General features: G+C 57.7%; 13 protein-coding genes and 2 pseudogenes. 1 reads left to right on the top strand and 14 read right to left on the bottom strand.

Annotated features, from left to right (window positions below; genetic code table 11):
* Nucleotides 1-174: 174 nt before the first annotated feature.
* The 13 genes and pseudogenes from tal to FHW68_RS03790 all read right to left on the bottom strand — a co-directional run bounded on the left by tal (nucleotide 175) and on the right by FHW68_RS03790 (nucleotide 10,972).
* Entirely contained in the window at nucleotides 175-1,101 is a 927-nt protein-coding gene (gene tal, locus FHW68_RS03850; protein WP_095633029.1) for a transaldolase, read from the bottom strand.
* Nucleotides 1,102-1,279: 178 nt separating this feature from the next.
* Nucleotides 1,280-2,275: a tRNA dihydrouridine(20/20a) synthase DusA gene (gene dusA / locus FHW68_RS03845; protein WP_183678875.1), complete on the bottom strand. Its 996-nt coding sequence runs from the start codon at nucleotides 2,273-2,275 to the stop codon at nucleotides 1,280-1,282.
* Nucleotides 2,276-2,491: 216 nt separating this feature from the next.
* A complete protein-coding gene (locus FHW68_RS03840) occupies nucleotides 2,492-2,950 on the bottom strand; it encodes a hemerythrin domain-containing protein (RefSeq protein WP_183678873.1) in 459 nt (152 codons plus the stop codon).
* 315 nt (nucleotides 2,951-3,265) lie between these two features.
* Entirely contained in the window at nucleotides 3,266-4,057 is a 792-nt protein-coding gene (locus FHW68_RS03835; protein WP_095633074.1) for a transporter substrate-binding domain-containing protein, read from the bottom strand.
* Between the two features lie 141 nt (nucleotides 4,058-4,198).
* Nucleotides 4,199-4,468: a heavy-metal-associated domain-containing protein gene (locus tag FHW68_RS03830; RefSeq protein ID WP_183678871.1), complete on the bottom strand. Its 270-nt coding sequence runs from the start codon at nucleotides 4,466-4,468 to the stop codon at nucleotides 4,199-4,201.
* Nucleotides 4,469-4,600: 132 nt separating this feature from the next.
* Nucleotides 4,601-5,221, bottom strand: a pseudogene (locus FHW68_RS03825) (heavy metal-binding domain-containing protein); the annotation flags it as partial.
* 3 nt (nucleotides 5,222-5,224) lie between these two features.
* Complete coding sequence (locus tag FHW68_RS03820; protein ID WP_183678869.1) at nucleotides 5,225-5,431, bottom strand: DUF2933 domain-containing protein; 207 nt, start codon at nucleotides 5,429-5,431, stop codon at nucleotides 5,225-5,227.
* An 82-nt stretch (nucleotides 5,432-5,513) separates the two neighbouring features.
* Nucleotides 5,514-5,930 (bottom strand): hypothetical protein, encoded by a 417-nt coding sequence (locus FHW68_RS03815; RefSeq protein ID WP_095633077.1) that lies wholly within the window; start codon nucleotides 5,928-5,930, stop codon nucleotides 5,514-5,516.
* Nucleotides 5,931-6,077: 147 nt separating this feature from the next.
* Nucleotides 6,078-6,998 (bottom strand): copper homeostasis membrane protein CopD, encoded by a 921-nt coding sequence (gene copD, locus FHW68_RS03810; protein WP_183678867.1) that lies wholly within the window; start codon nucleotides 6,996-6,998, stop codon nucleotides 6,078-6,080.
* Nucleotides 6,999-7,001: 3 nt separating this feature from the next.
* The gene (gene copC / locus FHW68_RS03805) at nucleotides 7,002-7,385 is read right to left on the bottom strand and encodes a copper homeostasis periplasmic binding protein CopC (protein ID WP_095633079.1); all 384 of its coding nucleotides are present in this window, start codon (nucleotides 7,383-7,385) and stop codon (nucleotides 7,002-7,004) included.
* Between the two features lie 54 nt (nucleotides 7,386-7,439).
* Nucleotides 7,440-8,327: a copper resistance protein B gene (locus tag FHW68_RS03800; RefSeq protein WP_095633080.1), complete on the bottom strand. Its 888-nt coding sequence runs from the start codon at nucleotides 8,325-8,327 to the stop codon at nucleotides 7,440-7,442.
* A gap of 10 nt (nucleotides 8,328-8,337) precedes the next feature.
* Entirely contained in the window at nucleotides 8,338-10,122 is a 1,785-nt protein-coding gene (locus FHW68_RS03795) for a copper resistance system multicopper oxidase (RefSeq protein WP_183678865.1), read from the bottom strand.
* A gap of 145 nt (nucleotides 10,123-10,267) precedes the next feature.
* Nucleotides 10,268-10,972 carry a murein L,D-transpeptidase catalytic domain family protein gene (locus FHW68_RS03790; RefSeq protein WP_183678863.1) on the bottom strand — a complete coding sequence of 235 codons (705 nt, stop codon included), beginning with the start codon at nucleotides 10,970-10,972 and terminating at the stop codon, nucleotides 10,268-10,270.
* 81 nt (nucleotides 10,973-11,053) lie between these two features.
* Between FHW68_RS03790 and FHW68_RS03785 the strand changes: the two are divergent.
* Nucleotides 11,054-12,801 (top strand): annotated as a pseudogene (locus FHW68_RS03785) (murein L,D-transpeptidase).
* Here FHW68_RS03785 and FHW68_RS03780 read toward each other — a convergent pair.
* The gene (locus FHW68_RS03780; protein WP_095633084.1) at nucleotides 12,798-13,280 is read right to left on the bottom strand and encodes a hypothetical protein; all 483 of its coding nucleotides are present in this window, start codon (nucleotides 13,278-13,280) and stop codon (nucleotides 12,798-12,800) included. The pseudogene FHW68_RS03785 and the gene FHW68_RS03780 overlap by 4 nt on opposite strands.
* Nucleotides 13,281-13,394 lie beyond the last annotated feature (114 nt).

Raw genomic sequence — 13,394 nt, 5'->3', positions numbered from 1 at the left:
CAAACACGCCATCTCGACCCACCACGAATCCCCTGTAGGAGCGAGGCTTGTCCGCGAAGGCGCCATAACGGTCAGCACATCCCCCAGCGCGAAGCCTATTCAATCTCCAGCATCAACACACAAAAAAGGGCGAACCCGCTAAGGTTCGCCCTTTTTGCACAGCTTCGAACTAGATCACAGCTTGGCCTGCAACAACGCCTCAAGCTTCTCTTGGTCCCGAGCAAACTGACGAATCCCCTCCGCCAGCTTTTCGGTCGCCATTGCATCCTCGTTGGATAGCCAACGGAACTGCGCTTCATTGAGGCTCAGGCGCGCCTCGCCAGCATGCCCCGGCGCCAGTTTGCGCTCGAGCTTGCCAGTATCCGCCGCCAGCTTCTCCAGCAGGTCCGGGCTAATGGTCAGGCGATCACAACCGGCAAGATGTTCGATCTGATTCAGATTACGGAAGCTCGCGCCCATCACTACAGTCTTGTAGTCATTGGCCTTGTAGTAGTTATAGATGCGGGTCACCGACTGCACGCCCGGATCATCCGCGCCGGTGTAGTCGTTGCCGGTGGCTTTCTTGTACCAATCGTAGATACGGCCCACGAACGGCGAAATCAGAAACACTCCGGCATCGGCACAAGCGGCAGCCTGAGCGAAGGAGAACAGCAGCGTCAGGTTGCACTGAATGCCTTCCTTTTCCAGCTTCTCGGCGGCGCGGATACCTTCCCAGGTCGAAGCGATCTTGATCAGCACACGGTCACGGCCAATGCCGGCCTTTTCATACAGGTCGATCAGGCGATGTGCACGCTTCAATATCGCATCGGTGTCGAACGACAGGCGCGCATCCACTTCGGTGGAAATACGGCCCGGTATAACCTTGAGAATTTCTTGCCCTACCGCAACGCCAAAACGGTCGCTGGCCAGGCCCACATCACCCTTGCAGTCGTGAACGCACGCGTTCAGCAACTCGGCATAACCGGCAATGGATGCCGCTTTGAGCAGCAGGGAAGGGTTGGTGGTAGCGTCCACGGGTTTAACGCGAGCGATTGCTTCGAAGTCGCCAGTGTCGGCAACCACGGTGGTCATTTGTTTGAGTTGTTCCAGCTTGGAAGTCATGGGCGTGCTCTATCCTTTGGGTCTTATGACATTACCCGAGCGCTGACAGCCACTCAAGGGTGCGTATGTGTATCGCAGGCCCCAGCGGCAACAACCTGAAAACGGATGTTTGAAAGGCGGGGCGTGGTATCGGTAGATACGATGCTCAAATGGGGCTCGGGTTCAACACAAGTGACGGTTAGCGCCCCTCCAACAACTCCGCCGCCTGATCCAGCAACGCCAAAGGCTCTTTAGCCTTGTGAATATCCACCGACAACAACTGACGAAACTTGCGCGCCCCCGGACAACCGGTGCCCAGTCCCAGCACATGCCGAGTGATGTGATGCATCGCACCGCCGGCCAGCAAGTGCTCGGCGATATAAGGCCGTAATTGAGCCAGCGCCTCAGCCCGGCTGATCACCGGCGCCGTGCTGCCAAATAGTTGCTGATCCACCTCAGCCATCACATAGGGATTGTGATACGCCTCACGGCCCAGCATCACGCCGTCGAACGTCTGCAAATGCTCGTGACACGCCTCCAGCGTCTTGATCCCCCCGTTGAGAATAATCTCCAGCTCTGGAAAATCCGTCTTCAACCGCGCCGCCACGTCATAGCGCAGAGGCGGAATATCGCGGTTCTCCTTCGGCGACAACCCCTCCAGAATCGCAATTCGCGCATGCACCGTGAAACTCGTGCACCCGGCATCCCGAACCGTGCCGACGAAATCGCACAGCTCCTCATAACTGTCCCGTCCATTGATCCCGATCCGGTGCTTCACCGTCACCGGAATCGACACCGCATCCCGCATGGCCTTCACACAATCAGCCACCAACCGCGGATGCCCCATCAGGCATGCACCGATCATATTGTTCTGCACCCGATCACTCGGGCAGCCGACGTTCAGGTTTACCTCGTCGTAACCGTGCTCCTGCGCCATGCGTGCGCAGGCGGCCAGGTCCAGCGGGACACTGCCGCCGAGCTGTAAAGCTAGCGGGTGTTCGGCTTCGTTGTGACGCAGGAAGCGCTCGTGATCGCCATTGAGGAGCGCGCCGGTGGTGACCATTTCGGTGTAGAGGAGAGCGTGCTTGGAGAGCAGGCGTAGGAAGAAACGGCAGTGACGATCTGTCCAATCCATCATCGGAGCGACAGAGAAGCGGCGGGAAAGCGGAGCGGGTGTAGCGGTGATTAGGGGCATTGGCGTTTCTGAAATGGATGAGGCTGAGAGGTGGGGGGAGTTTATCAGGATTGGGCTTGCGCAGATCAGGCGAGTCTAGCGGACGTGGTTGAGCAAGTGGACACACGAGCCAGAGGGTTGAGCGATGTGGCACGAGTAAATAAATATGCCCCAATGAAAATGTTTGGTGCGCCATATGGCTGCTTGGCGAGGTCAAGAATTAAATAGCATCTCCATTTAATGCCATTGACGCTTGATTTCCTGCCACTGGTTGTCTGACAGCCATTTATCCGCCGCCGGAAAGAAAATATTTTCCTCAGCGTCCATATGGTCATAGTATTTTTTGATGAAGTCGTCGATGGTATCAGCAATTACCCTCGTTTCCTGAGTTGTGTTTTCCAACATCCGCAGCTGTTCGGCGATGCGCCCAAATGCCTGATGATCTCGCTCGATATCCTTGACCCGTGAGTGGATAGGGGCCTGAGTCGCTAGCAAGGCCAGCCGGATTTGTTCTTCATTTTCATGGTGGTGTCGCTCTGCATCACCGTGCAAGGTCTCAAGCATTTTGAACAACTGCTTGCGCTCATCAGCCCCTTGGGGTTCATGTTTCATTTTTCTCAGCAATTCTTTGATCTGAGTAATTTTCATAGCCACTTCATGATGATAGGCCTGAAGTTCTTTCAATAAGACGTTCATATCAATCCTCGTCGCGACCAACCATCATGGAAAATTTTTAACCCGTAATCAAAAGGGGGCTACACCTTAAATTTCAATACTTTGCGAAACGCATCTGCTGATTTTTAGTATAGGTGAGCACAACGCGCTCACTTCGGGATACTTGCTTCCCTTGGAAGAAATTGAAATATCAAATGTATAGATATGCACGATTCTGACGGATCTCCTTCAACAAGACGTTGGCCCGTGCTCAGGCGATGACGCAACGGTGCAAATGCTTTGCGCCGTTGCGTGAGATTTAACCTTTGGGTGCATGGCGAATTCTGTTTGTGCGGTCTATTTAGCCTCTGGCACCGCGATCCATTGCCCCAGGATTTTCTGGTAATTGCCTGTCACCTTGGCCAGATGCAGCCACTGATCGACATACAGCTTCCAGCTCATATCATCGCGCGGCAACAGATAAGCCTTCTCGCCATACTGCATAAATTGCGTCGGGTTGACGGCACACAGGCCCGGCTTGAGTTTCTGTTGGTAGAGCGCTTCCGAGGCATCGGTGATCATCACGTCAGCCTTCTTGTCCAGCAGTTCCTGGAAGATGGTCACGTTGTCGTGAAGCCGCAATTGCGCCTTGGGCACAAAGGCATGCACGAAGGCTTCGTTGGTGCCACCGGCCGGTTCGACCAGACGAACCGAGGGCTGATTGATTTGTTCGATGCTTTGGTATTTCGCCTGATCTTCGCAGCGCACCAGCGGGATTTTGCCGTCGACATCCAGCGTGGTGCTGAAGAAGGCTTTCTTCTGGCGTTCCAGCGTGACGGAGATGCCACCGACGCCGATGTCGCATTTGCCCGCGAGCATGTCAGGCATCAGGGTTTTCCAGGTGGTCTGGACCCATTCAACGTTGACGCCCAGGCTGTCGGCCAGTGAACGGGCCATGGCGATGTCGATACCCGAGTATTCGCCGTCCTCACCTTTGAAAGTGTAGGGTTTGTAGTCGCCTGTCGTACAAACCCGCAATTGGCCTTTTTGCAGGACGGTGTCCAGATGTGAAGGGTTTTCCTGTGCCTGAGCGCCGTTGGCTAGCGCGAGCAGGCCGCAGAACATCATTGTGCTTTTTATGGTTTTCATGGGTATCGGGCTTTTGTGATGGAGTTGGGCAAGGCGGGATCAGTGTAGTGAAACCGCTTCTTGACTGTCATCCATCACAATGGAGAGGCCGCAGCGGCCACCGCTGGGGGACGATGCTGCGACATCCACCGTTGGCCCGGCTCAGTGACAGCAACAACTGGAGCCCCCACAGCCGGACGTTTTCCTGACACGTTCATCACGGTCTTCTGCCAGCAGGCTGGCCGGATAACCAGCTCCCTTCAGCGCTGAGATCAGGGTGTTGCTTTCTACATCTCCCGTCACCTTGACCCGGCCATGGGTCAGATCCACGGTCACTTCGCCAACCCCCGCCAACGGTTGCAGCGCCGCGTTGACGTGTTTGACGCAGCTGCTGCAACTCATGCCTTCGACCTGCAGTTCAATACGTTTCATGGATGTAACCTCTTTGGTGGAGGCGCTCATCAGCGCTTGAAGTCATCGTTGACCTTGTCACGATGGCAAGGTCAAGTGCTTGTTTCATGCTCGGTCAATCGGGATGTGACGCAGGCGCAAGGCGTTAAACACCACTGAGGCAGAGCTCAAGCTCATGGTCAGTGCAGCCACCAACGGGGACAGCAGGTGCCCGGTCAACGGGTAGAACAATCCGGCGGCAAGGGGGGAATACACATCAACTCGGCCATCCATCATGAAGGTGGCTGGAAACAGGCCGGGTGCCAGCGTGGCGACAAGGCTGTAGAGAAAGGCTGCGGCGGTACCGAGGCCGATCAGTGTCCACATGTTGGGGCTGAGTTGAATTACCGAACGCATGCCGCGTACATAAAACGGCCAGCCGGCCCAGAGTACGACAGGCGCGGCGAGCGCCAACTCGATCCCGTTCTGTGTAGCACCGTGAAACAGGTTCAAGGCATGACCACCCATGGCCAGCGCGGTGACGGCCAGGGTCAGCGGCAAGGTCCACCAGAAGCGCCGGGAAAAGTCTTCAAGCTCGGGATTGCTTGCATCCTCCAGTTCGGGCAATACCGGTTCCAGGGTCATGCCGCACTTGGGGCATGTACCCGGGCCGCGCTGGCGGATTTCCGGGTGCATGGGGCAGGTGTACTCTTTCTCGGTCGCCGCCGACTCCCATGCCTGCTGCGTCTGGACAGGTGACTTGAGGCCATCCAGATGCCCGTCATGGCGATGCATGGGTCAACGCCTGCCACCATGGTGGTGATGGCCAAACACGTGCATCAACGGGCACAGCAATAGAATCAGGTAGGGGAAAATCGTAGAGACATGGCCGTAATGTTCGCGGGCCAGGTAAAACAGACCGATCACTAGCAGCATGCCCAACACGATGCCGGATTTGCTGCGCCAGAAGGAGGCCGGAGGCGTCGAGGGAGGTGAGTGGTTCATGTGGCGAACTCCATTGCGACGAACGTATCCCGGAGTCTCATCTGCCAGACAGGCCAGAGTGAGCCTTCGCGACGAGTGAAGTTTACTGGCCCATCGGCATCTTCATCATGCTGGATTGTTGATCCATCATTTTCATCATCATGTCCATCATCGCTGTGCCGTGGCCCTCCTTGCTGCCAGACATGCCTTTGCCCATTCCCATCCCCATGCCTGGGCACTGGTCATGCATCATGCCCATGCTGTTTTTCATCGTGGACATGGCTTCCTGCATCGCCGCCTGGCGTTCAGCCGGGGTTTTGGCGGCGAGCATTTTGTCGTGAGCAGCCTGCATTTTCTGCATCTGTTCGTTCATGGCCTTGTCTTGCATGGGCGTGGCTGGGGTGGTGGTATTTGCCATCGGTGCTGCTGGCGGCTGATCGGGGTGATGTTCGTCGACCGCCAGGGCCATCAGCGGGCTGCAGACAATCAGAGCGGCGAGCGATTTAATGTAGGCGTGCATGGCAATCTCCAGAAAGTAAGCTGATTAGCAGCCGCCAGATGGCCGCGGATCAGAACATGTCGTATTTCCCATCGAGGGCATGAGCCTGAAACTACGCCATGGCTGCAGCGTGTTATTGATCCATATCAAACGATCCCGTCAGGTTTATTACGCTGCCATTTCCGGGCTCAACGTTCCGAGCCAGGCCACCAACCCCACGATCACCACCGCAGCCACCCATTCCACCAGCACGCTTCGCCGCAACGCATTCGCCGCCACCTGATACCGCCCGTTCCCTAATGACTGCTCCAGAAACGGTCCCAGGTGAAAACGGTTCAGCGCAGCAAGTACGAGCATCCCGGCAAACAGCACCACTTTTATGAACAGCAACACCCCGTAAGTACTGAGAAACACCTCATCCAGTTTCGGGCCAACAATAAACAAGTAATTCCCAATTCCGGTCACCGTGATGACCACCACGATGACCGCACCCATCACCTCGAATCGATTAACGGCGCGGGCCAACAACCTGATGCGGGCTTCAGTGCGCAGGGCGTTGATTCTTGCCATCAGCGCAAACGCCATCAAGGCGCCAAGCCAGGCCCCTGCCGTCAGCAGGTGCAAAATGTCCACCGTGAAATGCCAGATACGACGGCTGCCTTCATCCATTGCGCCATGCCCGTTCCAGGCCAGGCTGGAAAGGGCAACACCGCCGGCAAAAGTTGCGACCCATAAACCGAAACCAGGCGCACGGAGCATCACTGCTAAGCCCGCGACGACCAGCGCAACAATGCGAACCACCCACGCCATACCGACGTTCGTCTCCAACAGCATCATCTCGATGTGCGGACGCAGCTCGGCGAAGTCCGATACCCCGCTCATGGCACTTGCCATCATTACCATGCTCGCGACGGACAACATCACCCCCAGCATCGCCGTCCCCGCCAACATCGGCCGAAACGGCAACACCGCTCCCGTCAGCCGTTCCCCTCCTTTAAGGCTGTACAGCCCGAAGAGCGGCACCCCAAACAACAGCATCAAATCCACATACAACGCAAAGCGCAGGGCAATGCTGATTGAATCGCTCATCCATCACTTCACTTTGAACGTAACGTTGCCGGTGATCGGGTGAGTGTCCGAAGACACGGCGCGCCATTCGACTTTGTAGCTGCCGGTGGGCAGTGGCGAGAGCGGGGTGATGACCATGGTTTTCGGGTCGCTGCCGCCGGAGACTTTAGCCTTCATGGGCATGGGCGAGTGGGCCATGCCAGGCATTTCGGTCATGACCAGTTTGGCGCCAGAGAACTGGGTCACAAGGTTTTCCGAGAAGTGCAGTTCGATCTTGCTCGGCGCCGCGCCTTCCGCGCCTTCGGCCGGGGTAGAGGAGAGCAGTTTGGGGTGGGCTTGAGCCAGTGCGCTCATGAGCAGCCCGGTTGAAAGTGCGATGGCAACAGCGGTGGTTTTGATTGTGCGCATGCAAGGCCTCTTACCGCTTTAAGCGGTTGGTTTTTAGTTTTCGAGTTAATACATCTAGAACCACAGCCGAACGCCGACGACAAGGCGGGCTTCGCTGCGGTCCTCGCCTTCGTCCTTGGCGTAATCGGCGGTTTTGCCGTAGGTGCGGTTCCAGGTCACGCCAATGTAGGGCGCGAATTCCCGGCGAATTTCATAGCGCAATCGCAGGCCGGCTTCGGTGTTGGACAGCCCGGAACCGATGCCCCGTTGCGGGTCGTTTTTGCCGTAGACATTAAGCTCGGCGGTCGGCTGCAAAATCAGCCGGTTGGTGAGCAGGATGTCGTAGTCGCCCTCCAGCCGTGCAGCGGTCTGACCACCTTCGCCGATGAAGGCCGTGGCCTCGGCTTCAAAGTTGTACAGCGCCATGCCTTGTACACCGAACGCAGCCCAGGTTTGCGGATCGCCGGGTTTGAAATCCTGGCGCACGCCGGCCACCACGTCCCACCACGGGCTGATCGCGTGGCCCCAAAGGGCCTGAACTTCGGCGTCTTCGGTCTTGCCATTGACGCGTTCGCCTTCGGAGCGCAGCCACAGGCGATCGATGTCGCCGCCGACCCAGCCGGACAGATCCCAAGCCAACGCGCTGCCCTCGTCGGCGTCCTGCCATTCGAGTTTGTCGGCGAGCAAGTAATAGTTGAGTGCGGAGTCATGCACGGCATGGCCAGCGGGGCTGACGTAGACGGCAGCGCGGTCGGCATCGGTCAGTACCGGGATCGGCGTGCGACTTTGGGTCGGCGCGGCGGGCTGCATCTGGCCGTCCATGCTTTGCATTTGGCTGTGATCCATGCCCGGCATCTGGCTATGGTCCATGCCCTGCATATTGTCGGTAGCGGCCATGGCCGAAGAAGCCGTGAAGCCAGCGAGTGCCAATGCGAGGCGGGTAGAGCGAATCAGTCTGGTCATGGGTAGCGCCTCATTCTTCCACGCGAACTTCACGGAACATGCCCATTTCCATGTGATACAGGAGATGGCAGTGATAGGCCCAGCGGCCTAGCGCGTCGGCGGTGACCCGGTAGCTGCGCTTTGATCCCGGTGGCATGTCGATGGTGTGTTTGCGCACCATGAACTGGCCGTTCTCGTCTTCGAGGTCGCTCCACATGCCGTGCAGGTGAATGGGGTGAGTCATCATGGTGTCGTTGACCAGCACCACACGAATGCGCTCGCCGTACTTGAGTCGCAGCGGTTCGGCGTCGGAGAATTTCACGCCGTTGAACGACCAGGCGAACTTCTCCATGTGGCCGGTGAGGTGCAGCTCGATCGTGCGACCGGGCTCGCGGCCATCCGGGTCTTCGAAGGTGCTGCGCAAGTCGGAATAAGTCAGCACCCGACGGCCGTTGTCGCGCAGGCCCAGGCCCGGATCGTTGAGTTTCGGCGAGGTGCTCATGGCTTGCATGTCCACGAGGGGGTTGTCCTTTTCCGTGTCCGGATGGGATTGCATACCGGCCATGGCCATGCTGCTGTGATCCATCCCGGCCATGTTGTCCATGCCCTGCATGTCACCGCCGTCCATGCCCGTCATGCCTTGCGTGGCACTGTGATCCATCCCCGCCATGTCGCCGCCCATGCTGCCGTGATCCATACCGCCCATGCCCATGTCATCCATGGTCACCAGGGGGCGCGGATCCAGCGCTGGCACTGGCGCCGACAACCCGGCTTTCACCGCAAGGGTGCCTCGGGCATAACCGGATCGATCCATCGATTGGGCGAACAAGGTGTAGGTGTCCTGGGTCGGCTCAACGATGACATCGAACGTCTCCGCCACCGCGATGCGGAACTCGTCGACGCTCACCGGTTTGACGTGTTGGCCATCCGCGGCGACCACGGTCATTTTCAGGCCGGGGATGCGCACGTCGAAGTAGGTCATGGACGAGCCGTTGATGAAACGCAGTCGCAGCTTTTCGCCGGGGCGGAATACCCCTGTCCAGTTCATATCCGGCGCCTGGCCGTTCATCAAGTAGGTGTACGTGGCGCCGCTGACATCCGCCAGATCGGTGGGGTTCATTTTCATCTCGGCCCACATCTTGCGATCGGCAACCGTCGAGCCCCAGCCTTTTTCGCTGACGTCATGGATGAAATCGCCCACGGTGCGTTTGTGGTAGTTGTAGTAGTCCGATTGTTTCTTGAGTTTGCTCATCAGGCCGACGGCGTCTTCGTCGGTCCAGTCGGTGAGCATCACCACGTAATCGCGGTCGTACTGGAAAGGCTCCGGGTCCCTGGCGTCGATCACCAATGGCCCGTAAACCCCGGACTGTTCCTGAAAACCCGAATGGCTGTGGTACCAGTAAGTGCCGTTCTGCCGGACCTTGAACGTGTAGACGTACATTCCGTCCGGCTCGATGCCGTGAAAGCTCAGGCCCGGCACGCCGTCCATGTTGGCAGGCAGCAAGATGCCGTGCCAGTGAATGGAGGTGGTGTCCTTGAGTCTGTTTTTCACCCTCAGCGTGACGGTGTCGCCTTCACGCCAGCGCAGCAGGGGACCGGGAATGCCGCCGTTGATGGTCATTGCCGATCGAGGATTGCCGGTGATGTTGACCGGGGTGTCGCCGATGAACAGGTCGAACTCGGTACCGGCCAGTACGTTCGGTTCGCCGGGGCTGGTGACTGCCCAGACTGGCGTGCGCCACAGCCCGAGGCCAGCGAGCACTCCTCCTGCGGCGAGGCCTTTCACGAAGGTGCGTCTTGAAGTGTTGGAATGCATGCCGTTTTGGTTCCCGTCCGTCAGCCGATGAAGCCCACACTTCCTACCTGAGCGGGGAAGAGCGCTTTATGAAGTGGAGGCTAACGGGCGACGCCTTTCAGCAGACTGAGGCCAAGATTACATTTCTGACAGTTTCACGCTGTGTTCAATGATTTGCAGTCGGCCTGGCGGTGTCCGCCACGGTAGCGTTACCACAATTGATATACGAGGAAGACTTCAACCAGCGCTGATCCGGATAATAAGAAAACAACAACTGCCCATCCTTCATCGAGTCGATCAACTGATGCGCAATCGCAGGTCTTACAGCCGGGCAACCCAGGCTTCTGCCGATCCGGCCATTCGCTCGCGCCAGGTCAGGACTGACATATGGCGCGCCATGAATGACGATCGCGCGCTCGAATGCATTGTCGTTGAAACCGGGCTCCAGACCTTCCATGCGCAACGAATAACCGTTCTGCCCAACATAGCTGGATTGGGTGCGATACAAACCGAGACTGGTGGCGAAACTGGCATTGCGGTTGGAGAACTGACGGGCCATGTTCTCGCCGCTGTTGCGACCATGGGCGACCAGTTCGTGGAACAATAACTTGCGTTTCTTAAGGTCGAATACCCAAAGACGTTGCTCGGTGGAGGGCAGGGAGTAATCGATGACGGCTAGCCTTTGAGCCGGGACCGCGCCTTGGGATCGGCTGCATTGGGAAGCGCGTACGGCCAGGGCAATCACCTTGGCGTTGGCATTAGGGGCCGCTTTGATGAGGGCGGCTTCAAGTGAATCGGCGTAGGCTGCCGGTAAGGTACACGCGGTCAGCAACAGGGCCGTTATTAAAAAGCCGAAGCGGTCTTGGGCCATACGCAAGTCTCATCTGATAATTTCGAGTCTAGCAGCGCGCACGACGCTAGCTGGTTGAAAACGGGAGATTAAGGATTATCCATGGGGCAGTTAACAAGGTTATTCGTCATAAGCCGCATATTTTTTATGGGCTTTCTGATAAGCGGCAGCGCAATTGCAGAAACTTCGCCGATTGAGCCGTCATCTCCCGTTAGCATGGTTACGGATGCCGCCCCCGGCGATTTTGTCGGTCAGGCGATTCAGGCGGCGCTGGCGCCTTTGAGTTCGGCGTTCCCTCCGTTGCTCACCTCACCACGTCATCAACGGGTCGACGTTAACCGGGTCGTGCTGGATTTTTATAGTCATCGAGGCTATCGCGCCGCCTGGACGGACGATGACGATGTCGTCCAATTATTGAAAAGCCTCAGCAATACCGAAATCGATGGCCTGGACCCTGATGATTTTCGAGTTGCCGAACTGGTCACGGCCAGAACATCGATGCAGGCAACTGCGCCCCCGGGCAACAGGCCGCTTTTGATATTTCGGCCACCCAGGCATTTATTACGGCGCTGCTGCAGTTGCGCCGCGGCAAGGTCGACCCTTCGCGGCTGGACATCCATTGGAATTTCGATCCGGTGGACATAGACCCTCGGGAGGACGTCAATCTTTTCTTCGCCGCCCTCGACAGTCACAACGTCGCGCACGCGTTCGCCCAGGCGCCACCACAAGAAGCGGTGTATGGCACGTTGCGTCAGGGCCTGGCGCAATTGCGCAAGGTTCGCGACAGTGGCGGCTGGCCAAAGATTCCGGCAGGACAGACGCTCAGGCCCGGCATGGATGACGCCTCGGTGGCGCAGTTGCGAGCCCGTTTGGTGGCCGGTGGTTATCTGGCCCCACACATGAGCGGGCGCACCGATTACGACGACACGGTCACGGCGGCAGTGAAGAAGTATCAGAGCGAACAGTATCTTGGGGCGGACGGTGTGGCAGGGCCGGCAACACTGGCGGCATTGAACGTACCGGTCGAGGCGCGAATCGATCAGGTCCGCGTGAACATGGAGCGGGCGCGGTGGCTGCTGTACAAACTCAAGGGCACTTTTGTCATTGTCGACATTGCCGGGTACAAGGTTTCGTTCTATCGCGATGGCAAGCTGATATGGCGCTCCCGAGTGCAGGTGGGTAAACCGTATCGCAGCACACCGATTTTTCAATCCGAGATCACCTACATCACGTTCAACCCGACCTGGACTGTGCCGCCGACCATTCTGGTCCAGGACATGTTGCCGAAGATTCGCAATAACCCAGGCTATCTCGATGCAAACCGGATTCGTGTGATCGATCAGGACGGCAACGTGCTCGACCCGTCGACCGTCGATTGGAGCAACCCGCGCGGCCTTACGTTGCGTCAGGATGCAGGGCCGGATAACTCGCTGGGGCAGGTGGTGATTCGCTTTCCCAATGATTACGCCATTTATCTGCACGACACCCCACATCGCGAATTGTTTGCGCAATCCAATCGTGCGACCAGTTCCGGCTGTATTCGGGTAGAAAACCCGCTGCAATTGGTGGAGTTGTTGTTCAACGACCCGGTTCGCTGGAACAGCGACGGGATTCAAAAGCAGTTAGCCAACGGCAAGACAGAGAACATCAGGCTTCCCGTGAAAGTGCCGGTGCTGTTGGCCTACTGGACGGTGGACCTGAGCCTTGATGGGCGAGTGACGTTCAAACCCGATGTATATGGGTACGACAAGCCGGTATTGCGGGCGCTGAATCTGCCTTCGGAACGGCCAACGCTGGACGGGAGGCGAGCGGCGCCTCCCTCGATGGCGGTGGGGCAGAACAAGCTTTAAAGCCCAAGCCCTTCTTGCACCGCCAGAAGCAGGTTGTGTTCGGTCAGCGCGATCGCATCCGGTTGTTGTCCGGATTGATCGATCGCCTGAAGCCACCAGTGCGTCTCGCCGTGTTCATCGACGGTGCGCAACAGGGCGAGTTCCTTGCCTTGCGAGTGGATTTCGACCCGCCCGGCCCCGTCGGTGGTGAAGCGGGCGACGGGGTCGAAGGTGATGCTGTGGTGATTACCGTCGATCAGCAGTTGGTCGATGGCGTAGTCGTGGGGTGTTCCGTCCGGGGCACTCTCGAATACGTGAGTGGCATTGCGTCGTAATTTCAGACCCACCTCGATCAGTGGCTGAAGCCACGTTTCGATCTGGTGATACAAGTCGTAGACCTGGCCCGGCCAGCTGTCGATGACCTGATCGGCGATGGTCGCGTCGGCACTGGTTTGCCGGGATTGTTTCAGCTTCTCGGCGAGCTCATCTGCTTTACTCATGTCGATTTCCTGTCGTGATGTCAGTTAATCGTAGCCCCTTCAAGATAATGCGGTTTTGCCTTGGATCATATTGGATCATGGGATTGAAACACCGCATGACAAAACAAGCCTGGC

The organism is Pseudomonas sp. Tn43 (assembly GCF_014192635.1).
Classification (GTDB): Bacteria; Pseudomonadota; Gammaproteobacteria; order Pseudomonadales; family Pseudomonadaceae; genus Aquipseudomonas.
The sequence above is the reverse complement of the archived record's forward strand: the minus strand, read 5'-3'. Positions and strand labels throughout refer to the sequence as shown.